The following is a 26,176-nucleotide window of genomic DNA, read 5'->3' on the forward strand; positions in this document are numbered from 1 at the left end:
ACCCAATTTTTGAAATAGAATTCCAGTAAGATCGCAAAGCAAATGCGTGTACTAGTGACAGGTGGCGCAGGGTTCATTGGTTCAAATCTTGTCAAAGGTTTGCTCGCCGAGGGCCATGAAGTCAAAGTCTTGGATAACTTATGCACGGGACGGATCGAGAATATCGATCCGTTTCGTTTGTTACCCAACTTCGAGTTTATCGAGGAGACCGTTGCAAAACGCGATCCTTTGAGGGCATTGATCGAATGGTCGGACCATGTCTACCATTTGGCCGCCCCCGTCGGGGTGAAGTACATCATGGACAATCCCGTGATTACGATCCTCGACAACGTGCGGGGCATTGACAATGTCATGGAGGCTGTGCATGAATTCAAGAAGCGGGTGATGGTGGCCTCTACCTCAGAGGTTTATGGCCGTAGCTTGGACCTGCTCGATCCGACCCATTCGCGCAAGCTCAAGGAAGACGATTACCGCGTCGAGGGTTCGACGCAAAATCATCGCTGGGCCTACGCCAATACCAAGTCCATGGATGAATTCCTGGCATTGGCTTATTACAAGCAATTTGGAACCGAAGCCGTCATTGTGCGGTTTTTCAATACCGTTGGACCTGATCAACTTTCCAATTTCGGCATGGTGATTCCCAACTTCGTTGAAAAGGCGTTGCGTGGTGAAGAAGTGCTCGTTTTTGGATCCGGAGAGCAAAAGCGCAGCTTTTTGCATGTCAATGACGCGATTCGGGCCGTACGCGGGCTGATGGATACCGGAAAAGGGATTGGCAGGGTCTTTAACGTCGGAAATCCATTCGAAGTGTCCATGAATGAACTTGCGACCCGCATTATTGCCAAAACAGGCGGTAACAGCGTGCTCAAGCATATCAGCTACCAAGAGGCCTATGGAGGCGGATTTGAGGACATGATGCGTCGTACAGCCGATATCGGATTGCTCAAAGAAACGCTCGGATTCGAAATCGAATACGACCTTGACCGAATATTGGACGACGTCATTGCACGCAAGCGTACGTTGATGCATGCTTGATAATGAGCAGTTTGTAGTTTGTTCTTCTGTTAAATTGAATCTCGATCATTCCGAAATGTATGCAGCCCATGTTTGAAAACGCAGCGCTCATCAAAATCGCAGAAGATGTCGTGAGCAGGGAAGAGGAGCAGTCCCATTTAGAGGAAACCGGAATGGAATTGGTCCATTTCGATTTCGAAATAACAAAAGCCGAACAACCGATTCTTTACTCAGGCAGGGGCGGGGACTACTACAAATTCAACTTCGAATACCAGTTGACATCGTTGGACGAGTCCGGACTCGACAGCCCTGAGGATACTGTCCGGAAATTCAAGCGCTCCGTGCGACTTACGGCGGAAGGAAAAGTCTCTGCGATTGGCGAACGCGTGGAGATTTTGGACTGACAAGCTGCTATCTTGCAATGGTTCATTGCTGCGGCGAGGACCAATTTGCTGAATGGCGAGTTCGACACGACAACTTTTGATGGACACGAAGATTCCGGCCTTGGACGGAGTTAGGGGAATCGCCATTTTTCTGGTGCTGACTTATCATTTTGGCCTGCTCCGCTTCGGTTGGCTCGGCGTCGGATTGTTTTTTGCACTTTCGGGGTATTTGATCACCAATTTGTTGCTTGAAACGAAGGAGATGCGGCTTTCCTCATACTTAGGGAGGTTCTATTGGCGGCGTTTCCTTCGAATCTTCCCCTTGTATTTTGGGTTTGTGTTGGCGGTGACGCTGGTTTATTTGGCCACGGGTTGGCCAAGTGGTGTCGGCGAACAATTCCCATGGTTGGCGACATTCACCTACAATTTTTACATGGGACTGGAGCATCAGGCAGGCCTGCAGCAGGTGTTTCATGTTTTGTGGAGCATCTCCACGGAGGAGCAATACTATCTCATTTGGCCATTGGTGGTTTGGCTGTTGCCAAGAAAATGGCTGACGGTCATTGTTTTGTTGTTGATTTTTGCTGCGCCGGTTATTCGGTTCTACGAGCCGGATTGGGTGAGGAGTCTCGGAATCGTCGTCGCCTCGGAAGGGAAACTTATCTATTATTTTCCATTTGGGCAGGTGGATGCTTTTGCGATCGGCGCCTTGATCGCCTTGGCCAAGAATGCTCCCTGGAAGAGAAAGGCAATGTGGTGGGGACTTGCATTGATGATTCCCGCCGTTGCCGTGATCGTACGTCAACTCTTCTTGAGTATAGGACCGAATGGAATTCCCATGCCAATCCACCTTGGATTCCCGGTGAATTCAGTTGAGGATGGATTCCATATTTGGGGCTATACCGCAGGTTATCTGGCCTTCGGCGGCCTTCTGATCCTGGTCTTATTCGGTGGGCCAAGTCTCTGGATCCGCAAATTCACCGAATGGGGACCCGCCCGCTGGTTGGGGAAAATTTCGTTTGGGCTTTATGTTTTTCATTGGCCGCTGCTGCTTGCAATGGAATTGATTTGGCCACTTTCGGAGAATCTCATCATCCGAATACTTCAGTTTTGTGTGTATGGCTTTGTGCTCTCGGCCCTTGCCTGGGCGAGTTATACGTTTTATGAATCTTGGTTTCTGAGGAAAAAGAACCTTCTTTTTGCTGAAGCAGAAGCTGCTATTCGACGATAATCTTTTTGCTCCTTATCCCGCCTCCATCTTGGACGGTGAGAATGTACATGCCTGCGGCAATGCTGCTCAGGTTCATCGTCGATTCCAAAACGTGGTCAAGCTTTTGGTGTGTTTCGTCCAGCAGCTTGCGACCTGTCACATCCGATAAGGAGATGGAGATTTCGCCCATGGAGTCATTTTCCAGCTTAATCCTCACCCTATCCTTTGCAGGATTGGGATAAACCGTCAGGTTGCCCAAATCGATTGGATGAACGATGCCCACAACCGTATCGACAACGACGGAAAAACAAGCAGTAACAGCACAGGTTCCATTTCCAACGGTCAAGCAGACATTGTAAACCCCTGGTTGGGTGAAGGCATGAACGGCCGTACTCGTGATTGGGCATTCCGTGGAACCATCGCCCCAGTTCCAGCACCATTCGATGGCAGCGGGGCTGGTGCTGGTAAAAGTCACGGTATCTCCAACGAATATTTGCGTAGGGTTTATCGTATAGGTTGGCCCAATTGCCGCGCTAAGCGTCACTGAAATGCGGTCATAGTCCTCGCAACCCGTGCCATTCGTCGTCTTGACCCAATACTCGCCGGTCGTAGCCGATATCGTCTGCGAAGTTGCCCCGGTATTCCAGAGGTAGCTGTTGAATCCAGCGCCTGCGTCAAGCGTGACCGAATTTGGATTGGTGCAATTCAAAATGTCAGGTCCCAGATCGGTCTGAGGATTCATTCCGCCACGAACCACGCACCAATACTTGTCGAAGGCTGCTTGACGGGCGTTGCGCATGCCTTGCAAACTGTCGCCCAGCAAAATCGCAAAGGCCACGACATGGCTGTCACCTGCTGCAATGCTGAAGGGGCCGGCCCCTGCAAATTGCGCCACATTGGCTGGACCCAATTCGGCACCCGTCGGCGGACTCGTCAAGGCTGCCCACTTGTCGGCTGTAGTATATCCCCAAGTGGTTGTATTACAGGCAAATCCTCGCAGACTGTCGGGAGTAAGCAGCGAAACGCCGATGTCCCAGAGAGACACCCACGTGGTATCCATGTTGTAGATGGTGCGGGAACCAGGGTCATAATGACTTCTGTTTTGAGAGCGCCAGAATCCGTCGAGGTCAAAATACATTCCTGCATAAAGTCCATTCTGCGTGGAACCGGTGGTGTTTTTGAGGGTGTATTCTTGGATAATGTAGTTGTCATCGCCTTCCATGCTCCATTGATAGCTGCGCTGTGTGACATTCACGCCGATGGCGTTTCCGCCGGCGCCTGCATCACTGAAGGTCGTCTGGGCCTCCACATCAGCGAGCACCCCGCCATTCGTTTTCTGAATCGGATCGACATTCGTGAAGTGAACGTCGCCACCACCCAAGGCATTTTCAATGTTGTTGGAAACATGGCTTGCATCCTTTCCTACCAAAAAGCCAGCGTCATTCATGAGGCTGCCGACCCCATCCGCCAGCAAGCCCAAACCTTTGTTCAGGGCCGGAAAGCTCGTAAATCCCCACCGACCTCGCCCATCGACGGAGGTTTCTATGCGATTGGCGTCAAGATTGACATAAGCCGGTTGGACCTTGATGCCGTAATATTCCCAATCGGAGTAGCCATTTCCTGTGTACCCAAACCTCAAATAGCCAAGTACCCCCACGGCAGCTGTAGAACGGATCACAACTTTAAACGGACAAACCCAAGTACTGACGGTGTCCAAGGTGCCGACCGTTCCCGCATAGGCGGAACCATGCACAATCTCAAAATCTCCAAAATTGGGAGTTGTAACTGTGATTTGAAGGTTGTTGACGGGTTCAAGAAAGTTCGCGAACCGCACGCGAACGTCCACCGTGTCACCTGCATTCAACTGTCCGTCTTCGGTATCATACAGCACTTCGACCGCACGAACCGCAGGCCCTGAATAGGTCAGTGCTCCCAGTGCATCTGACCTTCCCTTGCCCATTTGTTCAAACCGGTTGTTGGAATTGAGCACGTAGACATTCTCATCAGCCCCCATTCTCACCATTTGGCCCACTTGCTGCATATTGAGGTTGGGGAAGTGTTCTTTGACCAATCCTGCGATGCCACAGACGATGGGTGCACCAAGAGAAGTGCCCGTTGCAACGTAAGTGCCAACGTCAGTTGTGGTGGTCCTGATATCGCGCGATGGGGCGCAGACATCGGCAAAATAGCTGAAGGTAGACCCGAAATTGGCGCTACTGGACCAGTAGGCATCGTTCTGTTGCGTTCCAGGGACCGAAAGCACTTTTGGATAACTTGCAGGGTAGAAATTGATGTATTGTGGTGTATTGCCGGCTGCGCCAACCACAAGCACGTCTTTGTTGATCGTTGCGTACCGAATTGCCTCCTCGCACATCCGGCATTCACCGCCTCCACCGCCGCCCCAACTCAGGTTCATGATGTCCACGCCCATGTCGGCAGCGTACACGATGCCTTGGTAGCCCCTGTAAATCAGCGGACTCTCGTTGATAGACACCTTTACGGGTAGCAATTTGCAATTGAACCCAATCGCAGCCACATCGAGTCCGTTGTTCGTGAAGGCAGCCGCGGCTCCTCCGACGAGCACACCGTGGTCGGATCCTGCTGCGATTCCGGCCCATTGGGCGCTGCTGTCGCCATAAGAACCCCAAATATCACCTCCGAAGTCCCATCCACGGTAATCGTCGACATAACCGTTATTGTCATTGTCGAGTCCGTCGGCGGGGTCTGCCCAGTTGTATTTGATTTTTGGCGCGTAGTCCGGGTGAAAATAGGAACACCCGGTGTCAATGATGCCAATGACCACGGAACTGTCCCCTTTGCTAATGTCCCAAGCTTCCCGTGCATGGATCAAATTCAGGTAATACTGTGAACCCGTATCGGGGTCATTGGGATCAAACAACGGTTTGTAAACGTAGGAAGGCTCGGCATATTCAACGATACCCGTTTCAAGCAGGAGGTTGACCGCATCCTCGATGCCAATCTGTAAGGAATAATCCAATTCGTAGATCAGGCTGAGGTCCGCGAGTCGTTCTCCAAGGACGTTGAAGGATTCGCTTGGCGGTGCCGACTTGGGGAATGACTTCTGAATTCCCGTAGCTTGAAGCTCACGGGTATAAAGATCCAACGCAGGAATTGCCACCTGATTTTCCGAACATGCCGACCGGTATTGTTCCTTGACTTTGAAGATGATTTTGGATTGCCAATAATCTTCAGGTCCAATGCCTGCAGGTAGTTGAAATGCTTTCCGTTTGGAATGGAGGGAAGCATTGCCCTGCGCAACGGTCAGGCAGGGGAGAAGCAGCAAGAAAACGAGAGTGGCAACGCAAATATTCTTCATACAACGCCTTGGATATGCTATTGCTTAAAAATAGGGATAGATGATTGTTTATACAAGTAAATTGAAGGACGATGGAAACGCATAGCGAAAGTCTGTCGGCTGTAAACACAAAAATCCCCTCGTTGGAGGGGATTCTGTTATTGCTTAGTTGAGCGAATTGATCAGGCTTCAGCCGTCACAACATGCACAAACTTGCGGTCATTTTTGCCGGTGATGAATTTCACCACGCCGTCCATTTGAGCAAACAAGGTATGATCCTTGCCTACGCCTACACCGACACCTGCATGGAAACGTGTTCCGCGCTGACGAACGATGATATTGCCTGGGATCACGACTTCGCCACCAAATTTCTTAACGCCGAGGCGCTTGCTATGGGATTCGCGTCCGTTTTTGGAACTACCTACACCTTTTTTATGTGCCATGACTTATATGCTCCCGTTTCAGTTATTGATGGATTCAATTTGAATTTTGGAAAACTGTTGGCGGTGACCGTTTTTCTTCTGATAGCCCTTGCGGCGCTTCTTCTTGAAAACGATGACTTTGTCGCCTTTGAGGTGTGAGAGCACTTTGAAGCTCACAGAGGCACCACTTACGACAGGGGTACCCACCTTAACGGCGCCGAGGTTGTCAACCAACAGCACTTCCGATGTGGAAATGGATTCGCCTTCGGCGTTGGGAAGGCGGTGGACAAACAGCTGCTGGTTTTTTTCAACCTTGAATTGCTGTCCTTGGATATTTACAATCGCGTACATTGTGAACTCTTGTCGTCTAAATTCAAAAGGAGTGGCAAAGTTAAGCATTGATTTTATTCATGCAAGCCCTTGATTCACTTTTTTTCAAGTCAGACCCTTTTAGAGGTGGTCTTTGTCAACAGAGCGAAAGGATTGCTGCATAGAATTCAGGACATAGTTGGCTGGGGATTTGTTGTTCGCCTTCACCCATTCTTCCAATGAGTATTCGTAATTTTCCGCATTTTACGCTGATATTGAGGTGTATATGGGTTTAAATCTGCCCGCTTTCTGCGCTTCAATTTGAAACTCCCGTGTTTTGGATTGGGTGTTTGATTGTTTGCAACTTCAGCGGAACAATACTTAAAGTAATTCGGCTGAAGGATGATTTTTTGGAATATTAGAGCTTCTAAAGGTGTTCACCAACGGGAATTCTCTGTGGAATTGCTATATTTGGTCATGCGCGCCTTCCAAATCACCCCTTTCTTGCTACGCTTTCGCCATGCTGGAGCCTTGATCCTTTTCCTGAAGATCCTGTTTTTATCCGCCGATGCACAGATATATCTAGGTGCAGACGGAGCCCACAGCTTTGAAACCATCACCCTTCGTGAGGCCACGATCACGCGCGGATACAAAGTGGCGCTGATGTCACAGGGTTCGCTCCGCCTGCGTTATAGCCCAAGTGAAAGATTCGGACTGCGACTGGGGCTGGGATGGATGCCAAAAGGGGCGAGGGTGTTTTTTGCAGCGGATTCGGTGAATGGCTATCCGGAGGGATGGACGCAAATTCAGGCTCGGTATGTCGCCGGACGATTTGGGGTCGAAATTGGAACGAATATCAAAGATGGATTTTCGGTAGCCGGAACCATGGATTTCGTATTGGGTAAGTTGGCGCAATCGCGCAGGAAATTGCCCGAGACCCGCAAATACGTTTCATTCAATGACTTTTTCACAAAGTCCTTCTTCGGGCTAGATTTTGGGATTAGCCTTCAATACAAGTTGCCAAGTGGATTTGGCGTGAGATTCGTTCCTACTTTGGAAATACAGCTCAATCAAGCCTATCAATCCAACTTCTTCTTTCCAGAATTCAGAGGTTTTGCACCCAAATTTGAAATTTTCATTCCGCTGATCAAGGAATAGGCATTGCTGAATGGCTACCCAAAACGCTGAACGGATGCTTTTGGTTGATCTAGCTCCTTCTAAAAAGGGGTTGCCAATTGGACGCATCTAGAATGCGCACGTGCATGCTGCGAACGGATCCGTTTGCCGAGATCTGGGAAAAAATGGTGCGGAAAGGTTGGGATTATTTGGGCAATACCTTGATTTCCAATTGCGAAGCGTTGATTGCAAGTGGGACCCTTTTGTTTTCGAAAACCGCCTTGACCCCATCCATTCTAATTTTGAATCCCTGGGGATAAGTCTGCAAAAGGTTCTGCCTCAATGAATAAACCGAATTCGTCTTGTTTTCGACAGTTGCTGCGCGCAACACGACAGATGCACTACCATCGTTGGGAATCAATTGAATGGCTCCAAACTCATAGGCAGGTGCTTCGTCTCCAACCACGGATTCGTGAACGATAAATGTCAGTCGCTGCGTCCCCTCAAGCACCAGATTTCCAGTGACTTCCTTGGAATTTGCCAAAATCTGCACACTTGTCGTTTGTGCAATGGTCTTGGAAGCAGCGAAGGCAACAAAGCAAATCAAAAAGAATGGGACCAATCGTTTCATGGGTTCAATTTCATTGTTTTTGTTGGGAAATTCAAGTTTTCGCTCCTTCGAATGCTTTAATGGACAAATTTTGAGGCTGAACGGCTATCCACATTCTGGGTTGGTTTTGATTCACCAGGATCCTTTGGTGGAGAGTGGAGAGAGGAAAGTGGAGAGTTGTTCTTGGAGGCTTAACATGTTTTGAAGGCTCGATTTCACGATGAATCCCGCAACGTAGCGTTGGAGAACTCCATTATATATATGTCATTTGTGCTTGTGAAGTTGATCCAGTGTTTTTTTATCCTTTTCGTTTTCTCGCTGACGAATGCGATGGCTCAGGAAAATCCGAGTCCCTACCGCATTGCGCGCGCCGAAGCTTGGGCAGCACCCTTGACCGCTGTTTTCGCAGGGGCAGGATGGTATGTCGAGCATCGTGTGGAGGGATTTACGGCAGCTGACCTTGCTCTGCTCGATCCAAACGCCATCCCAGCATTTGACCGTTGGAACGCCGGTGATTGGCGGCCAAAAGCCGGACGGGCCAGCAATATTGGCGTCGGACTTGCATTCGCAGCTCCCGTGGCCATTTTTGCAGCCCGTGAACCGCGGCGCGACTTTCTCAAAATCGCCTTGATGGCCTCTGAAGCCGGACTCACGGCCTACGGCCTCGTCAACACCACCAAGGGACTTGCCCAGCGCACGAGACCTTATCTATATGGTACCGCGGCGCCGCTCGACGAACGATTGGCTGACGACGGACGGCTTTCCTTTTTTTCTGGTCATACCGCATTTTCTGCGACGGCATGTTTCTTCGGGGCCAAGCTCTTCCACGATTATTTTCCCCAAAGCAAGCTTCGCCCATGGGTATGGACGGTCGCTGCGCTCGCGCCCGCGGGCATCGGCTACCTGCGCGTACGCGCAGGCAAGCATTTTTTGAGTGATGTCCTCACCGGCTACGCCGTCGGTGCGGCAGTTGGGTACCTTGTACCACGTCTGCACCGCAACAACGTCGCCCGCACCCTGTCGGTCACACCCAGTTTCTGGAAGGGCGGGAGCGGGGTAGTGGTGAATTTCGGGTTTTAAGGCTAACTCAAGTTGGGGTTCGAAAAAGTGCAAAAGGTGAAACAAGCAAATCTTGTTTTGGCGTCTCGTCGTCCGTAATTTTGCCCCATGTCCAAAACCATCATCAAAAATGCCCGCATCGTCAACGAGGGCAAGATTTTCGAAGGCGATCTTCTCATCGACAATGGCCGTATCGCCAAAATTGCCCCCTCGATCGCCAATCAAGAAAATGTCTTGGAAGTGGATGCCAAAGGCAAATACCTCTTGCCCGGTGTGATCGACGACCAAGTGCATTTCCGTGAACCCGGGCTCACGCACAAAGCGGACATCTTCACCGAGAGCCGCGCAGCCGTCGCGGGCGGCATCACGAGTTTCATGGAGATGCCCAATACCAATCCGCAGACGCTGACGCAGGAATTGCTGACCGCAAAGTACGCGATCGGCGCGGCGCGGTCCATCGCCAATTATTCGTTTTTCATGGGCGCGGCCAACCACAACTTGGATGAAGTCCTGAAAACCGATCCGAAAACGGTTTGCGGCATCAAGGTATTCATGGGCAGCAGCACCGGCGACATGCTCGTCGATGACCACAAAGTCCTCGAAGGCATCTTCCGCAATGCCCCGATGCTCGTCGCTACCCACTGCGAAAAAGAGGAAATCATTCGCAGGAACCTTGCTGAAGCACTTGCATTCCATGGCGTCGACGACATTCCGGTGATGGAGCACCCCGTCATTCGTTCAGCTGAGGCCTGCTATGCAAGTTCGTCAGAGGCTGTGGCCCTGGCAAAGTCGTTTGGAACGCGTTTGCACGTGTTGCACATCTCCACGGCCGATGAATTGGCGTTGTTTCGCAATGACATTCCCCTGAAGGAGAAAAAAATAACCGCCGAAGTCTGCATCCACCACCTGTTTTTTGATTCAAGCTGGTACGCAACCAAAGGCAATCTGATCAAATGGAATCCGGCGGTGAAGACTTCCGAGGACCGGGCAGCGATTTGGGAGGCTTTGCTCGACGACCGGTTGGACATCATCGCCACAGACCATGCCCCGCATACGCTCGACGAAAAACTGCATTCCTATACCAAAGCGCCATCAGGCGGCCCCTTGGTGCAACATGCCTTGCCGGTGATGCTGCGATTTTGGAAGGAAGGGAAGATTTCGTTGGAAGATGTCGTACGGAAAATGAGCCATGCACCTGCCGAATGCTTTCAACTCCACGAACGCGGTTACATTCGCGAAGGCTATTGGGCGGATTTGGTGCTCGTGGATGAAAACCGTCCATGGACGGTCACCCGCGAAAACACATTATATAAATGTGGTTGGTCGCCATTGGAAGGGGAGAAGCTGCCCGCCTCGGTGACCCATACCTGGGTAAGCGGGCATTTGGCTTACCGTGATGGGTTGTTGGACGATTCAAAGTTGGGCATGCGCCTGACATTTGATCGCTAGAAAACCATGCCGAAGCGCTGAAATTCGCATTCGCAGCTGCATTCCAAAAGGCCATTATTCAGAAATGATTGCTTAATTTCGCCAGACTCAGCATTGACGGAAAATTCATGAAAAGAAAATACTACATCATCACGGGAACTTCACGCGGCATCGGTGAGGCACTTGCCAAGCAGGTTTTGGGCAATGGAAATGTGCTGTTTTGCATTTCCCGAAATCAAAATCCGCGGTTGTCGACCGAGGCACACGTCAAACATTGGCCGATGCGCGACATCGCCATCGACCTCAACGACACGGGCAAAATCCATGAGATGATGGGTGATATTTTCCGCAGCATCGATCCCGACGATGTCGAGGAAATCGTGTTGGTCAACAATGCGGGGATCATTCACCCGATCCGTTTGATCGGTGAACCCGACGCCTCCGAAAAGATTTCGCGTTCGATCAACGTGAACCTGACATCGGCCATGCTCATCACCGACCGTTTCGTAAGGGAAACCGAAAGCTGGACGGTTCCGCGCAAGATCATGAATTTGAGTTCGGGGGCAGCCTCGCATACGGTCGAAGGTTGGAGTGCCTACTGTGCGGCGAAGGCGGGTTTGGAAATGTTCACACGTTGCTTGGTCGACGAACAAAAGCATGCCAAAAACCCTGTTAAGGTCGTTTCCTTCGCACCGGGCGTTGTCAATACTGAAATGCAGCAAGAGATCCGCAACGCGAATCCAGAGAATTTCCCTGAGTTGGCGCGTTTCCTCGACATGAAGGAGAAGGGCCGATTGCTCGAGGCCGATTTTGTGGCGGAACAAATCCTGAGTTTGTTGTCCATGTCCAGCTACGGTGATCAGACGGTGCTGCATATCAACGACTTTATTTGAGTTTCGCGCATCAAAAACTTGTTGATTCTCCCTCCGAATTTCCTTTGATTTGAATCAGGTGCCTGCTGCAACCTTGCGGCGGGGATCGTGTCTTTTTTGCGTTGAAACAATTGGATTCCAAAGCTGAAACGGGTGAGAGACGGTTTTACGACCGTTTGCGATTGCTGAGCATCGATGTGGCGATCGGCGCTTTGGGAGGCGGATGCATGGTGGCTGCCTATCTCCAAGAACCGATGCGCTGGGCTTGGTATGTGTTGTTGCCGTTGGCAGTTTGGACGATTTACACGTTGGATCACCTTTTGGATGCGCGTCGCCTTGGCGAGCGTGCGAGCACGGATCGGCACCGGTTTCATGTGCAGCATTTTACTGTTTTGGCTATCCTTGCTGGGTTGAGTGGCATTGCCTGCCTGGTTTTGGCGGTCATTTTCCTCCGAATCCAAGGCATTTACTTTGGACTGATCATGGGAGGAGTCGTGTTGGTACACCTCCTGTTGGTCAAATTGGTTGGCGAACGTACATCTCCGCTGCTGATCAAGGAATTTGGCGTTGCCTTTGTTTATGCCATGGGAATTTGGGGGTTGCCCTTGATCAATTCCGGCGAATGGAAAACAATGATCGGCATTTTGCCGTTTGTCCAGTTTCTGTTGCTCGCCTTGATCAATCTTCTGGAATTCAGCTTGTTTGAAATCGAAACGGATGCCCGCGACGGGCAAACATCCTTTGTCAGGGCATTGGGGAAAGTCAAATCGATCCGGCTCATCCGCGTTTTGTTGGCGATCGTGGCTGCAATCGGCGTTGTGCTGTTGATTTTGGAAGACTCCATGCAGGTCGTGAGCATCGAATTGATTTTGGGCTTGATGGCGGCAATCCTCGCCTTGTTGTTGTACCGGAAGGCCTGGTTTTCGCAGTTTGAGCGTTATCGTTCTTGGGGCGATGCCGCCTTTATGCTGCCATTTTTCTACCTCCTGATTTACTTGCGATGAACCGTAACCGCATTGCAGGAGGTTACGACGGACTCGCCAAAGGCTATGATTTCCTCGCGCGCATCGTCTACGGCAATGCCTTGCGCAAGGCACAAACCTGCTTTTTGACTTCGCTACCGCCGAATGCAGATGTTTTGGTAGTAGGCGGCGGATCGGGATGGTTTTTGGAGCAGTTGCTGCGCATCTCCAAGCCCAAATTCGTACTCTACGTCGAATTGTCGCCCAAAATGCTCGCACTCGCCAAGGCGAGGATTGCGAAAAATTGCCCAAGCCAGCTCGGCAAAGTCGAATTTGTGCAAGGCAATGTCGAGGACATCACCGAGGAGGGCAGTTACGACGTGGTCGTCACCCATTGTCTGCTCGACATGTTTGCCGGTTTGCAATTGCAAGGCATCGTACGGCGCTTGCGCAGGACCTTGAAAAACAATGGAATCTGGTATTTTTCGGATTTCAGGCATGCGGAGAAATGGCCCATGTCCTGGATCTCGAAGGTTTTGATCTGGATGATGTACCGGTTTTTCAAATGGTGGTGCGACATTCCGGCGACGCGCTTGCCAGATTTTCAAGCCGCTTTTGACCTTGCAGGACTGGAACCCAAAGCGACCAAATTGTTTTTTGGGGGAATGATTCAATCCAAATTGCTTCGTAAAGCTTGAAAAAAGAACAGGGGCCAAAAGAGCCCCTGCTTTCAATAACCCCGACCACTTGGATTAAATCTTGATATTCAACTTTAACTGGAGACAGTCATCTTCAACTGATGATTCAAAGATGAAGCAAGAATCTTGCGTTTGGAAATCGGATTTATGTAATTCTTACGCGGGAGAAATGAGATAAAGTCACTGAAAAGTCCTCAATCTTTGTTTTGGATTTGTAGAATGGAGAATAGTCTTACGCGTTCAGGGTGTTAAGACCTCCTGTCAAGCGCTCGATTTCGTGCAGAAAATTCAGCCGATTGAGCGAAGTCGCCTCAAATCAACCCGATTTTGTTGCTGAGCCATTCGTGGTAGTCGATGAATGAGAAATCCTCAAGTTCTGGTTTTGGCGTACTAACCAGAAACTGCTTGATGTTTTCTATCAAAGGTTTATCAGCTCTTATCGCCATCGATTTATTCATTTCGCCCAGGATATACAAGAGCTTATTTTCCGTGACAACGGTAGGCTTATCCAATATTTCGTGATAGTCTCTTTTTACTTCGCCGATTCGCCTTTCCATGACCTCAAAATCACCCGATTCTTGGCGAAGAGTGAGTTCGAAAATTGCCAATTTTAACTTGAATTCTTGGCTAGCAGCATGGTATCCGTCGTGAATAAAGGCTTGAACCAGTGCTTTTAATGCTTTGGTTATTTTTTTAGTTCGGAAATAGCAGATCGCAAGGTTTAGCATCATTAGGAATTCATTGTATGGGGTGTCACGAAACGTATGATTGCCTATCACCTCCTCCAAAATCTGAGTGGATTTAGAAACGTCAAGAATGGAGTAGTTGATAATGAGGGCATTGTAATAGTATGTTAGATACTTTTGATAAAGTAGCCCATGGAATTCTTCCATACCTTGGCGCAAAAACTCGGCATACTGAAGGGATTGTTCAAGTTTCCTATTCTTATAGAGTGTATTCACTAGATAAACCAACATTTGCAGTTTGGTATCGTGATTGGAACGATTAAACAGGCTTTCTTTGGCAAACTCATCATAGGTTTGAAGCAAATATGTTTCTAGCACCAAGTATTCCTTCCTTGCAAGGAGAATGCGACTTACAGCATGATAGATCGTGAAACGAAGTTTAGAGTCTCCTTTGAGCTTTGGGTTTTGTGAAAATTCATTCACTGTTTTCTCAAGGAGGTCAAAAAGTGGTGTCTGCGACGCTGATAGTTTTGGTGACGATCTTACCCGGTGCACGACTGCCGCTAGGATGTCATCTATATCCCGAAGGGCTTGTAATTTTTGATGGTTTTCCTTCCGTTTCCTGATATACTCTTCAGGATTTATCGCAACCATTTCAAGTGATAATTTGATCATTTCGCTGTACAAAAGGTCCAGAAGTTCAAATTGTTCAAGCTTGATGGCCTTTTTCTCAGCCTTTCGAAGAAAGTGGATTGCTACTTTATATTTTTGGCGACTGTGAAAGAATCTACCCAAAGACAAAAGATGAAATAGGTAAACTACTTCATCGTCTTCCATGTGCTGTAGGTTCAGGCTTTTGTTCATGTCCTGCATCAGCCGATTCTTCAGCCGATAGAAGGAATTCTTATCGTCACCCTCGTAGAGTTTTGCAAAAATCTCTCCTTCGTTGTAATCCTCTCCAGATTTGCGAATGTAATCGAACAATGCAAGGTCTTTTCGATCCGCCTCTACCTGGGTTCTGCTTGCAAACAACTTGAAGTGCCTTACTTCCTCCTTGCTCATTAAACCAACTATTCGATTCAGGATGTCCATTGCCTCAAAAAAATTAGTGACTGCGTAAGAAATCAGCTAAAAGTAAGGATTTAGTTTTGAAAAAAGGGACTACCTTGGACATAGGAAAAATATGAATTTGATGAGTAAGAACTTGAACCGTAAAATTTCCTTGCTTTTAATGCTGTTGATTCCAATGTTGGGGTTTGCGCAGCCCAAACTTTCAATCAATTCGGCCAGAAGTTTCCCTCCCGACACGATCTATTATCCAAATACTGGCTCAATCACCTATACACTAGTTGTCGAAAATATCGGGGACAATCAGCTCACTTCTCCGTGTCAGATCAAATTTAAATACAATTCGGCGACAACGGATACCATCATGTGGTCCTGGCTTGCCTTTAATTTTGAGGTTGGGCAAACAGACACGATCATTTTTACGGATTCCATTGGGCCACTCGGAGGGACTCGCTACAAGGGCGGTGACAATATTATTGTAATCTGGCCCAACAGTGACAATCCCAATGTGCAGATTCCAGACACCGTCGACTTTCCCATTTGGATACAACAGTTTAACGGTGTAATCGATGAAGAAACACTCGCCCAACGCGTGGAAGTATTTCCGAATCCCGTTACCGATAAGCTGAATATTCATTACAAGGATATGCGCCAAAAAGTTGAGTGCGTAAGAATCATCGGGTTGGATGGCAAAAAACTCTGGGAAAGCTACAACCCTGTCGACGAAATCGATACGCAGCAGCTACCCGCCGGAATGTATCTTCTCCTGTTCAAATACAAGGACGGCATGGTGGGAGCGGTTCGCATCACCAAATAGCGATCCGTCCTTCATTGAAAATCAAAACGTCGAGCAAAGGAAATTTTGTTCGACGTTTTGTTTTGATGTTGAAGATCATTGAGACAAGGGTTGGCAGTATTGTCCAGATCGATAGATTTGCTTCGTTTAAGATTTCTGCCTAAATTGTTTAGAATTAGCATTGTTGCATCATGAAAACGACGGTTTTGTTTCTGATTGGGATGTTCTTCACGCTAGGCGGTTTGCTTGCGCAAGCGCCTGCGGAACAATCTGTTACGTCAAAGACTGTAAATACTACCCCAACGAAAGTGGCGGAAAAACCAGGTCCATTCGACAACAATGGCACGATGCAGCCGCTCGGTGGTCCTGGTAAGCCTGCTTTTGCGCCCAGGACAGAAGCGCTTCCTTCCAATAACTCGACAGTTGTGCAGCCTGCAAATGGCACATTGCCGAAACAAGATATCCCGCGATAAATTTGCGATGCTGCACTGAAAACAGCGCAGGTTTTATCTCTTCAATAAGAATCAACGATCACCCAACACTGATATGAAAAAAGTATTTCTCGCCGCCCTTTGTTTTGGTTTTCTTTCATTTTCCGCAGTTTATGCGCAAACGGGAGATGTAAAGGGCTCCTCCGAATCGATTTCAACTCCTGCGGTTTCCGGCAATGCCGCGCGTCAAGGCAAAACACCTAGCAAGGGTAGCCCCCTCATTCAACGTCAGGCAAACGAAGCTCCAGGTTCAGGGGCCGGCGATGCACCTTCCAATTCCAAGGTTGCACCTGCAAATACCATAAGGCCGATTCCAGATTCACTCGCGCCTTCGTTTAAAAACCGTCCGCAGACGGTTGCTCCCGTCAATTCGACGACCACCAAGCCGCAACAATAGAGATTTTACCGCGGTAGAAGACGCTTCTGCTACGCCAAATACAGGAGTCAAAGCCGATTGTCTCAATCTAGACATGGCCTTGACTCCATTTTTTTTCAGACAGAACCTAAACCAACTTACTTTTGTGCGGTTTTTCGAGGGGGCTCAATAACGATTCCCCAAGTTGACCCAAGGCCCAAGGTGAAAATTCAAGACATTCTTAAAATCTACCGCGAGCATCCGGAATTGGTGGAGCTCGCGCTCAAGATCAAGGACGATGCCAACGGCGTTTTCCAAATCAAAGGCCTTGCGGGCAGCCAATCGGCATTCTTGCTCGTTTCCTTGTTTCAAAACGTGCACCGCAGCGGATTGATCATTCTCAATGACAAGGAGGAGGCGCTCTATTTCATGAACGAACTCCAAACCTTGATGCCGCAAAAGGAAATTCTCTATTATCCAGCGAGTTACAAGCGGCCTTATCAACTGGAGGAAATCGACAATGCCAATGTCTTGCAACGCGCCGAGGTACTCAATCAGCTGAATCATCAACAAACTGGAAGGCAGCTGATTATCACATTTGCCGAGGCCCTCAGTGAGCAAGTGGTCAACAAACGTTCCCTCGTCAAAAACACGCTCGACCTGAAAAAGGCGAAACCTGCGGAATGGATTTCGTCGTGGATGTCTTGGACGACTACGGATTCGATCACAGCGATTTTGTTTGGGAACCAGGAACTTACAGCAAACGAGGCGGTATCTTGGATGTCTTTTCCTTTGCGAATGACCTCCCTTACCGCATCGAATTTTTCGGGGACGAGGTCGAATCCATTCGCACATTCGACCCGGTCGATCAGATTTCCAAGGACGAGCACACCCATGTTTCGCTGATCCCAAACATCCAAAAGAATCTCATCAACGAGGAAAAAGTCCATTTTCTAGACTACCTGAGTGACCGCACAGTTGTCTATATACAAGGTATGGACTTCGTGACCGCCGATTTGGATCGCCAATACGAGCGCGCGAGTAAATATTGGCAGGAGTTGCAAACCCAGAGTGGGGGAGCAGCCTTGAGCCGCGGTCCCGAAAGCCTTTACACCGACGCCAAAGCCTTCAAAAAAGGCATGGAAGGCTTCACCCGTGTGGAATTTGGAGGCAGATTTTTTTTCAAAAACCCCATCCAATTGGTCGAATGGGCAGGTTCGCCACAACCTGCATTTAAGAAGGAATTCAACCTCCTCGCAGAGCACCTCCATAAGAATCAGGAGATCGGAATCCAGAATTTCATTCTCGCCGACAGCGAAAATCAATTCGTTCGACTCCACGAGATTTTTGCAGCGATCGACAAATCCGCGATGTTCACCGGCGTCAATGCCGTCATCCACCGTGGCTTCCTCGACAAGCGCCTGAAGTTTGCGCTTTACACCGACCACGAAATCTTCGAGCGTTATCACCGCTTCAAGAGCAAGGCACAGACTTCTCGCAGTCAGGCAATTACCCTCAAGGAGCTCAAGGACATCGCGCCGGGCGATTATGTCACGCACATCAACCACGGCATCGGCAAGTTTGGTGGATTGCACCGCATCAAGGTCGGCGAACACGAGCAGGAGGCCGTCAAGATCTTTTACGATGGCGGTGACGAGATTTTTGTGAATGTGAATTCGCTGTACAAAATCTCAAAATATACAGGCAAGGATGGTGAGCCACCCAAACTCAGCAAGCTTGGTTCCGGCGAATGGGCCAAGAAAAAGGCAAAGGCCAAGAGCCGCATCAAGGAATTGGCATTCGACCTGATTGCCTTGTATGCACAGCGGATGTCACAAAACGGATTTGCCTGTCAGCCAGATTCTTACATGCAGCAGGAGTTGGAGGCGAGCTTCATGTTTGAAGACACGCCCGACCAAGTCAAGGCGACGGAAGACATCAAAAAGGACCTCGAAAGTCCCGTTCCGATGGACCGTTTGATCTGCGGCGATGTCGGCTTCGGCAAAACCGAGATTGCTTTGCGCGCCGCATTCAAGGCCGCCGAAAATGGTAAACAAACTGCCGTGTTGGTGCCAACGACCATCTTGGCCCTTCAGCATTACCATACCTTCCGGGACCGTTTGAAGGATTTTCCGGTCGAGGTGGATTACATCAACCGGTTCAAGACGCCACAGCAGCAGAAAGAAACACTCGAAAGGCTCGCGGCCGGGAAAATCGACATCATTATCGGTACGCACCGCGTGGTCAGCAAAGATGTAAAGTTCAAGGACTTGGGTTTGCTGATCATCGACGAGGAACAGAAATTCGGGGTGGGAGTGAAGGAGAAGCTCAAGCTGATGCGGGTGAATGTCGATACGCTGACCCTGACGGCGACGCCGATTCCGCGGACCCTGCAATTTTCCCTCATGGGCGTGCGCGACATGAGTGTGCTCGCAACGCCTCCGCCCAACCGGCAGCCGGTCGAGACGATCGTCGGTACATTTGATCAGGGACAAATCCGGGATGCGATCGCTTACGAAATGAAACGCGGCGGACAGGCATTTTTCGTGCACAACCGCGTTGCCGACCTCGACGAAATCGCCTCCTTGGTCAAAAAGCTGGTACCTGATGCCCGCGTGGGGATCGCCCACGGGCAGTTGAGTCCGGAAAAAATGGAGAAAATCATGGCTGACTTCATCGAAGGAAGCTTTGACGTCTTGGCCTGTACGACGATCGTCGAGTCAGGGCTCGACATCCCGAATGCGAATACGATCCTGATCAATGAGGCACATAACTATGGGTTGAGCGACCTCCATCAAATGCGTGGACGCGTCGGTCGCAGTAATCGCAAAGCATTTTGCTACCTCTTTGCCCCGCACGAAAGCGTGCTCTCGCGTGATGCGCGCAAGCGCTTGAAGGCCATCGAGGAGTTTAGCGACCTCGGCTCAGGATTCCACATCGCCTTGCGCGACTTGGACATCCGCGGCGCAGGCGACATGCTTGGCGGCGAACAAAGCGGTTTCATCAATGAAATTGGCTACGACATGTACCAAAAGATCTTGATCGAGGCCGTCGAGGAACTCAAAGAAGACCAATTCCCAGACCTTTTCCGCGATGAAATCAAGAAAAAGCAGGAAGAACGGTCCTTCGTCGATGACACCGTTGTGGAAACTGATCAGAATATCCTGATTCCGGAAAGTTATTTGCCAGTCGTATCAGAACGCCTGAACTTCTACAACAAGATTGCTGCAAGCGTGAATGAGGAGGAAATGCGCGAGATTTCCCGGCAATTGATTGACCGATTTGGACCGATTCCGGAGGAAGTGCTTGGCTTGTTTGACACGGTGCGCTTACGCCGTGTTGGCAAGAAGCTGGGCTTTGAAAAGGTCGTGTTGAAAGAAGGAACAGGACGGCTCTACTTTCCGCAGGATAAAAAAAGTGCGTATTATTCATCAAGTCTTTTCCCGATGCTGTTGTCTTGGACACAGCACAATTCAAGGCGTGCACGCTTCAAGGAAAGTCCCAAATATTTGAGTTTGGAGGTAAAATCCGTTGAGGGCATCAAAGGCCTCCTTGTTTTGCTGAAGGAAATCGAGGCTTATACAAAAGAACTATCCACCCATCATGGCTGAAGAAAGTACAGAACGCGACGACATCAATCGCCTGCAAGAACGCTGGGCATTGCTCAGCGGCATCATCAAAACGAGATTTGGTAAGAAGCCAGACTTGGAAGCGATGCTTTTCCTGATCGGCGTACGCGAAATGGGGAGGATGCCCGATGATTTTACCAAGGAGCAGAAAGTGGACTTGATGCACGTCGGCCTTTGCGCTGTGCTTGCGCCCGGCGGTTACTTCAAAGTGAGTCATCAAGATCAAGACGGATGGCCACATTGGGAACAGTTGATGGATTTGCCGCACATCGACATTTTTTCACAGGAAGTTTTCATGAAATCGTTCATAGTTGATTATTTTGCAGACATCTATGATATCTAAGATGAAGTTTTGCTACCGCAGTTTGGGCATTTTGCTCCTGGCATTGTTTGTGTTGCCGGGATTGGTATTTGCCCAAAAGGAAAAGAAGGCCAAGAAACCTGCAAAGGTCAAGCCCGATGTGATCATCCATACCAGCATGGGAGACATTGGAATTCAGCTGTTTGAGGACACTCCTTTGCACCGGGCGAATTTCTTGAAATTGGCGCATGCGCATTTCTACGACAGCACGACCTTTCACCGCGTCATCAAAGACTTTATGATCCAAGGCGGCGATCCTTACAGCAAGGATCCGGCAAAGAAGTCGCTAGCAGGTCAAGGTGGCCCGGGCTACACCCTTCCCGCCGAGATTTTGCCGCAGTATTTTCATGCGAAAGGTATGTTGGCCGCTGCCCGAATGGGGGATCAGGTGAATCCGAAACGTGAAAGTTCCGGTTCGCAGTTTTACATTGTACAGGGCAAACCCATGACGGAAACTGAAATCGACCGCGCGGAAACCCAAATGAAGGGCGTTTTGGGACAGGATTTCAAGTTTTCTGCAGAGGCCCGCGAGGCCTACAAGACGATCGGGGGTTCGCCTTGGCTTGACGGCCAATACACGGTATTCGGAAAAGTCATTTCAGGCATGGAAGTCATCGATAAAATCGCTGCGGTAGAGAAGCGTCCCGGTGACCACCCGAAAGTGGACATTACGATGACGATCGAAGCGAAAACGAAGCTTCCAAAAGTCAAAAAGGAAAAAACAGCGTCCAACTAATGGTCTCAATGGCCTCTAAATCAATGATCAAGAAAATTATCCTCTCGGCAATTGTTGCCTTATCCGTCATCGGGTTCAGTGGCTGCGAAAGTGCTCCCGAAGGTGCCGATGTCAAAATCACTACAGATTTTGGCAATATCTACGTGAAACTCTACGATGAAACGCCCAAGCACAAGGAGAACTTCCTGAAGCTCGCGAAGGCTGGTTTCTATGACAATACCACTTTCCACCGGGTCATGAAGGAATTTATGATCCAAGGCGGTGACCCCAATACGATCGACAACAGCGGCCCTGCCGGCCAAGGCGGACCGGGCTACACGCTTCCCCGCGAGATCCAGTCACAGTTTTTTCACAAAAAGGGAGCTTTTGCGGCAGCAAGAATGCCGGACCAAGCCAACCCGAATTGGGAATCCTCTGGCAGTCAGTTTTATATCGTCGTTGGTAAAAAGTGGACGGACGAGGAAATGGACGGCATGGAACAGCAAGTGGGGATGATGATTGATTCACATGTCTCCGCGCAATGGCAATCCGATCCCAAAAATGGATGGGTGCGCACGATCGACTTGCAAGCGTTGCAGACCAACAATCCCGACAGCTTTGCCATTGTTGATGCCAGAATCAAGGAAGAATTTGGTGCCTTCAGGTCGCAATGGCCAACGTTTAAACTGACGCCGCAGCAGCGCGAAGTCTATAAAACAATCGGAGGAACGCCATTTCTTGATCAAACATATACCGTGTTTGGCGAAGTCGTCGGTGGAATGGAGGTTGTAGATGAAATGATCAATGTCGAAACCCAGCCTGGCGATGTTCCGACAAAGGAAATCAGGATGACTGTGAAGGCCCTGGACTGAGACCGTTTCCACTGCGAGCAGCATCGGTATGCTGAAATTCGCAGCGATTGAATATACCAATGGATGGCGCGAAACCGAGCTCTGAAAAGGGACGGGTTTCGCGCCATTGGTTTTGGGTGGAATTACAATCCAATCAAAATATGATCAAGATTGGATTGAATGATGATTTTGGCTATGTTTGGGCAAGGCAATCGCATATTCCGATCGATGATTTCGGTAGATTGCTGGAAAAGAATTGTTTACAAAGTACTTGCAAAAAAAAAGCTAAGGAAACATGTCTTCAATCTGGAGAAAAAAATCACTTGATCACCTGATCGCAGATGCCGACGAAGGTGAAAAAGGACTCAAAAGAACCCTGACCGCGACTTCGTTGATTGGTTTGGGTATCGGAGCCATCATTGGTGCTGGACTTTTTGTGCGAACTGCTGCTGCAGCCGCCAACAATGCCGGTCCCTCGGTCACCATTGCCTTTATTGTTGCGGCAATCGGCTGCGCCTTGGCAGGTCTCTGCTACGCAGAGTTTGCCTCCATGATCCCCATTGCGGGTAGTGCATATACTTATAGTTATGCAACCATGGGCGAACTCACAGCATGGATTATCGGCTGGGACTTGGTTTTGGAATATGCAGTTGGTGCCGCAACCGTGGCCATCGCTTGGAGCGAATATTTCAATAAGCTCTTGATGTTTTTTGGGCCGCAGTACGAAATTCCCTATCAATGGTGTCACTCGCCGTTTCAGGAGAGTGTCACCGGAGTTCAGGGTATTTTCAACGTGCCGGCCGTTGGGATTTTGTTTTTGTTGACGCTCTTGCTCATCCGTGGCACGCAAGGTTCGGCGTTGGTCAACAACCTGATCGTCGTGACCAAGGTCGCGATCGTAATCCTTTTCATCATCCTGGGTTGGGGCTTTATTGACGGAGCCAATCACGTTCCGTTCATTCCCGAGCCAACGATGGTGACCGATAGCGCTGGTGTGGAACATCATTATGGCGGTATCATGGGCATCCTTGGTGCGGCTGGTGTCGTGTTTTTTGCCTTTATCGGTTTTGACGCGGTTTCGACTGCGGCACAGGAAGCAAAAAATCCAAAGAAAGACATGCCGATCGGTATTTTGGGTTCGTTGGCCGTCTGTACCATCCTCTACGTATTGTTTTCCTACGTATTGACGGGGCTAGCACCTGTAGAGTTCTTCCGAACCAAGGGCGGGGAGGCGTCGGTCACTGCAGCAATCACAGGCTTCATGCCGGGCTATGAATGGCTGGGCAAATTTGTGACTGTGGCAATTCTTGCAGGATTCTCGTCGGTGATTTTGGTGATGTTGATGGGCCAAAGCCGCGTGTTTTACACGATGAGCCGTGATGGGCTTGTACCAAAAGTGTTTTCGGTCCTTCACCCCAAGCACCGCACTCCGTACAAAAGCAACTGGATTTTCTTGGTGTTTGTCGGTGCCTTTGCAGCATTTGTTCCAGGTGACATCGTCGGGGATATGACAAGTATCGGCACCTTGTTTGCCTTCATGCTCGTCTGCGCTGGCGTATGGATCATGCGCGTGAAGCGCCCAGACATTCCACGTCAATTCAAAACTCCATTGGTTCCGCTTGTTCCTATTTTGGGCATGCTCGTATGTGGCGCCATGATCTACGGATTGGATTGGCCAAACTGGTTGCGTCTGGGTGGATGGATGGCTTTGGGCATGATCATCTACTTTGGCTACAGCAAAAGCAGGAGCATCCTTAACAAGGACCCATCATCCAAGCACGGTGGCGACATCACCTCGATGCAGCACAAAGAGCCGCCACATGGCGAGTCTTGATCGGCTGAATTTCTTGATAAAATGCAAAAGGGAGGGCTTCGGTTCTCCCTTTTGCGTTTGAATGTTTGGTTACTTTTCTCCCAACCGGACTTGCGCTGGAAGGCATTCTTGTTTATTTTTTCGAATGTCAGACGCAGAATTCAACCTGAAATATTCCTTGCTTCCTCCCGAAATGAAGCAACAAGTGATGGATTTTATTGATTTCCTAAAGTTCAAACACGTGAAAGCTCAAGTTGATCCTCCGAAGACAAAGAGGGAATTTGGTAGCCTCAAAGGGGAGATGTACATGGCTCCCGATTTTGATGAGCCTTTGGAGGACTTCAAAGAATACATGTGATGCAATTATGGTTGGATACGCATGCGATCAACAGCCTCCCCATGCACCATCGTGACCCTTTTGACCGCATGCTGATCGCCCAAGCGATGGTCGATGGCCTCACGATCGTCTCTGCCGATGCCGAGTTTTCCAAATACAAGGCCAACATTCCGTGGTAATGGCGAAGATCTTCCTGCCTAAAATTCACTGTCTTCCATTTTTTGGTTTTTCGAAAATTCGCTAACTTGCCTGAGTGTCAAAATGACACGACATAGAATTGATGAAAATTGGGCGAATTCTCGGAATCTGGTGGATGCTGTGCTGCGCGAGCTATGGGTTGCATGCACAATGCACGGTCAGTCTTGGCCCCGATACCTCGCTTTGTGCCGCATCATTCACGCTAGTTCCTTCGCTGGCCATTTCGACCTTCGAAGACTCCCTTGAAATCATCTACGATGCCACCCAGGGTCAAACCGGCCTTGTAGGTGCCAACAAGGTCTACATGCACAGCGGTGCGGAAATGGTTCCTTTTGGTGGTTGGCAAAATACTGTCGGCAATTGGGGACAGGACGACGGGGTGGGGCAGATGACCAATATCGGAGCCAATCGCTGGCGAATCCGGATTTTGCCGCATGCCTATTACAATTACCCCGCAAATGTCACGCCCAACGGCATTTTCTTCGTTTTCAGGAATGCCGATGGCACTGCCGTCGGCAAGGACAATGCCGGCAATGATATCTGGGCCGACATGCAACAAGATCCGCCGGTATCGGCCTTTGGCGGGATTCAATTTTCCTGGAAACGCGATGCCCTTGAGAATCTTTTGTGGTCTGACGGATCAGCGGGTTCCTCACTCGCTGTCAATGCCGCCGGAACCTATTGGGTGACAATGACCGATACCGCGGGATGCATGGCTTCTGACACAATTCAAGTGAATCTAGGTTCGATCCCCTTCATCGATTTGGGCCAACCTGCCATCTGCGATGGTAATCCGGTGACATTGGATGCCGGCGCTGGATTCACTTCCTATGCCTGGAGCACGGGCGCAACCACGCAAACCATTACCCTCAGTTCCGCAGCATTGGTGACAGTCACCGTGACCAATTCGGTCGGCTGCACCGGGATCGACATTGTCAATGTCCCTTCAGCCACGGCGCCGACGGCATTTTTCACGCCTTCGGTTTTTGGATTTACGGTCCAAGTCGCCGACGGATCGACAGGTGGCGGTGATTACCGCTGGGATTTCGATGGCAACGGCTCCACGGACGCTACGACTCCCGGCACGACATCCCATGCCTATTCGACGGCGGGGACTTACACGATCACATTGATTGTGCAGAATTTTTGCGGCGTCGACACTTTTTCCCAAGCAATCACAATCGGTGGGGTGGGAATGGAGAATCCATTTGCCGGAGATGGAAAATTGTACCCGAATCCCGCGATGGATCGCGTGACCCTTGAATTGGACCTCATCAGGGGAGGAGCTTTGACCTTTCAGTTGATGGATGGCCAAGGCAGAATCCTAATGACAACATCCTCGGTGGAAAATCCGGGAACTTTCAGAAAAGAACTCGATATTCAATCTTTGCCGGGCGGAATATACCATATCGCCGCAGTGCAGAGCGGAAAGGTAGTTCGGCGTTCGTTCGTCAAAATTTGAATTCTTGTTAGGTAG

General features: G+C 49.6%; 25 protein-coding genes and 1 pseudogene. 21 read left to right on the top strand and 5 right to left on the bottom strand.

Features of this window, described 5'->3' with window-relative positions; all coding sequences use genetic code 11:
* Window positions 1–42: 42 nt before the first annotated feature.
* The 3 genes from IPN95_02140 (at window position 43) to IPN95_02150 (ending at window position 2,628) form a co-directional block, all read left to right on the top strand.
* The gene (locus IPN95_02140) at window positions 43–1,035 is read left to right on the top strand and encodes a GDP-mannose 4,6-dehydratase (GenBank protein ID MBK9448219.1); all 993 of its coding nucleotides are present in this window, start codon (window positions 43–45) and stop codon (window positions 1,033–1,035) included.
* A gap of 68 nt (window positions 1,036–1,103) precedes the next feature.
* Window positions 1,104–1,418, top strand: coding sequence for a hypothetical protein (locus tag IPN95_02145; protein ID MBK9448220.1), 315 nt, complete (start codon window positions 1,104–1,106; stop codon window positions 1,416–1,418).
* Between the two features lie 79 nt (window positions 1,419–1,497).
* Window positions 1,498–2,628, top strand: a complete 1,131-nt coding sequence (locus IPN95_02150) for an acyltransferase (GenBank protein MBK9448221.1) — start codon at window positions 1,498–1,500, stop codon at window positions 2,626–2,628.
* Here IPN95_02150 and IPN95_02155 read toward each other — a convergent pair.
* The 3 genes from IPN95_02155 to rplU all read right to left on the bottom strand — a co-directional run bounded on the left by IPN95_02155 (window position 2,615) and on the right by rplU (window position 6,696).
* Entirely contained in the window at window positions 2,615–5,944 is a 3,330-nt protein-coding gene (locus IPN95_02155; protein MBK9448222.1) for a S8 family serine peptidase, read from the bottom strand. The genes IPN95_02150 and IPN95_02155 overlap by 14 nt on opposite strands.
* 161 nt (window positions 5,945–6,105) lie before the next feature.
* Window positions 6,106–6,366, bottom strand: a complete 261-nt coding sequence (gene rpmA / locus IPN95_02160; GenBank protein MBK9448223.1) for a 50S ribosomal protein L27 — start codon at window positions 6,364–6,366, stop codon at window positions 6,106–6,108.
* Window positions 6,367–6,384: 18 nt separating this feature from the next.
* Complete coding sequence (gene rplU, locus IPN95_02165; protein MBK9448224.1) at window positions 6,385–6,696, bottom strand: 50S ribosomal protein L21; 312 nt, start codon at window positions 6,694–6,696, stop codon at window positions 6,385–6,387.
* Window positions 6,697–7,110: 414 nt separating this feature from the next.
* Here rplU and IPN95_02170 point away from each other — a divergent pair, with 414 nt between their 5' ends.
* Window positions 7,111–7,812 (top strand): hypothetical protein, encoded by a 702-nt coding sequence (locus IPN95_02170; GenBank protein ID MBK9448225.1) that lies wholly within the window; start codon window positions 7,111–7,113, stop codon window positions 7,810–7,812.
* Window positions 7,813–7,975: 163 nt separating this feature from the next.
* Here IPN95_02170 and IPN95_02175 read toward each other — a convergent pair whose 3' ends face one another.
* Window positions 7,976–8,401, bottom strand: coding sequence for a hypothetical protein (locus tag IPN95_02175; GenBank protein MBK9448226.1), 426 nt, complete (start codon window positions 8,399–8,401; stop codon window positions 7,976–7,978).
* 309 nt (window positions 8,402–8,710) lie between these two features.
* Here IPN95_02175 and IPN95_02180 point away from each other — a divergent pair, with 309 nt between their 5' ends.
* The 5 genes from IPN95_02180 (at window position 8,711) to IPN95_02200 (ending at window position 13,399) form a co-directional block, all read left to right on the top strand.
* Window positions 8,711–9,460 (top strand): phosphatase PAP2 family protein, encoded by a 750-nt coding sequence (locus IPN95_02180; protein MBK9448227.1) that lies wholly within the window; start codon window positions 8,711–8,713, stop codon window positions 9,458–9,460.
* 87 nt (window positions 9,461–9,547) lie between these two features.
* A complete protein-coding gene (locus IPN95_02185) occupies window positions 9,548–10,888 on the top strand; it encodes a dihydroorotase (protein ID MBK9448228.1) in 1,341 nt (446 codons plus the stop codon).
* Window positions 10,889–10,995: 107 nt separating this feature from the next.
* The gene (locus tag IPN95_02190; protein ID MBK9448229.1) at window positions 10,996–11,760 is read left to right on the top strand and encodes a (S)-benzoin forming benzil reductase; all 765 of its coding nucleotides are present in this window, start codon (window positions 10,996–10,998) and stop codon (window positions 11,758–11,760) included.
* 101 nt (window positions 11,761–11,861) lie between these two features.
* The gene (locus IPN95_02195; protein MBK9448230.1) at window positions 11,862–12,743 is read left to right on the top strand and encodes a hypothetical protein; all 882 of its coding nucleotides are present in this window, start codon (window positions 11,862–11,864) and stop codon (window positions 12,741–12,743) included.
* Entirely contained in the window at window positions 12,740–13,399 is a 660-nt protein-coding gene (locus tag IPN95_02200) for a class I SAM-dependent methyltransferase (GenBank protein MBK9448231.1), read from the top strand. Before IPN95_02195 ends, IPN95_02200 begins: the two co-directional genes overlap by 4 nt.
* Window positions 13,400–13,710: 311 nt before the next feature.
* On the opposite strand, the gene IPN95_02205 is transcribed toward IPN95_02200, so the two are convergent.
* Window positions 13,711–15,147 (bottom strand): hypothetical protein, encoded by a 1,437-nt coding sequence (locus IPN95_02205; GenBank protein ID MBK9448232.1) that lies wholly within the window; start codon window positions 15,145–15,147, stop codon window positions 13,711–13,713.
* Between the two features lie 130 nt (window positions 15,148–15,277).
* On the opposite strand from IPN95_02205, the gene IPN95_02210 reads away from it, so the two are divergent.
* From IPN95_02210 to IPN95_02265, 12 genes and pseudogenes are all read left to right on the top strand, one after another.
* Entirely contained in the window at window positions 15,278–15,970 is a 693-nt protein-coding gene (locus IPN95_02210) for a T9SS type A sorting domain-containing protein (protein ID MBK9448233.1), read from the top strand.
* Between the two features lie 170 nt (window positions 15,971–16,140).
* Window positions 16,141–16,422: a hypothetical protein gene (locus IPN95_02215; protein MBK9448234.1), complete on the top strand. Its 282-nt coding sequence runs from the start codon at window positions 16,141–16,143 to the stop codon at window positions 16,420–16,422.
* Between the two features lie 73 nt (window positions 16,423–16,495).
* A complete protein-coding gene (locus tag IPN95_02220) occupies window positions 16,496–16,837 on the top strand; it encodes a hypothetical protein (GenBank protein ID MBK9448235.1) in 342 nt (113 codons plus the stop codon).
* A 180-nt stretch (window positions 16,838–17,017) separates the two neighbouring features.
* A pseudogene (gene mfd / locus IPN95_02225) lies at window positions 17,018–20,406 on the top strand (transcription-repair coupling factor).
* A 22-nt stretch (window positions 20,407–20,428) separates the two neighbouring features.
* On the top strand, window positions 20,429–20,767 hold the full coding sequence (locus tag IPN95_02230) for a hypothetical protein (protein ID MBK9448236.1): 339 nt from the start codon (window positions 20,429–20,431) through the stop codon (window positions 20,765–20,767).
* The gene (locus tag IPN95_02235; protein ID MBK9448237.1) at window positions 20,757–21,521 is read left to right on the top strand and encodes a peptidylprolyl isomerase; all 765 of its coding nucleotides are present in this window, start codon (window positions 20,757–20,759) and stop codon (window positions 21,519–21,521) included. The genes IPN95_02230 and IPN95_02235 overlap by 11 nt, the downstream gene beginning before the upstream one ends.
* A 23-nt stretch (window positions 21,522–21,544) precedes the next feature.
* On the top strand, window positions 21,545–22,372 hold the full coding sequence (locus tag IPN95_02240) for a peptidylprolyl isomerase (GenBank protein ID MBK9448238.1): 828 nt from the start codon (window positions 21,545–21,547) through the stop codon (window positions 22,370–22,372).
* A gap of 59 nt (window positions 22,373–22,431) precedes the next feature.
* Window positions 22,432–22,686, top strand: coding sequence for a hypothetical protein (locus tag IPN95_02245; GenBank protein MBK9448239.1), 255 nt, complete (start codon window positions 22,432–22,434; stop codon window positions 22,684–22,686).
* A complete protein-coding gene (locus IPN95_02250; protein MBK9448240.1) occupies window positions 22,647–24,185 on the top strand; it encodes an amino acid permease in 1,539 nt (512 codons plus the stop codon). The genes IPN95_02245 and IPN95_02250 overlap by 40 nt, the downstream gene beginning before the upstream one ends.
* 124 nt (window positions 24,186–24,309) lie before the next feature.
* Window positions 24,310–24,522, top strand: a complete 213-nt coding sequence (locus IPN95_02255; GenBank protein ID MBK9448241.1) for a DUF2281 domain-containing protein — start codon at window positions 24,310–24,312, stop codon at window positions 24,520–24,522.
* Window positions 24,522–24,680: a hypothetical protein gene (locus IPN95_02260; protein ID MBK9448242.1), complete on the top strand. Its 159-nt coding sequence runs from the start codon at window positions 24,522–24,524 to the stop codon at window positions 24,678–24,680. Before IPN95_02255 ends, IPN95_02260 begins: the two co-directional genes overlap by 1 nt.
* 101 nt (window positions 24,681–24,781) lie before the next feature.
* A complete protein-coding gene (locus tag IPN95_02265) occupies window positions 24,782–26,161 on the top strand; it encodes a T9SS type A sorting domain-containing protein (protein MBK9448243.1) in 1,380 nt (459 codons plus the stop codon).
* Window positions 26,162–26,176: the final 15 nt, after the last annotated feature.

It is taken from the genome of Bacteroidota bacterium, from assembly GCA_016718825.1.
In the GTDB taxonomy this organism is placed as follows: Bacteria; Bacteroidota; Bacteroidia; order J057; family JADKCL01; genus JADKCL01.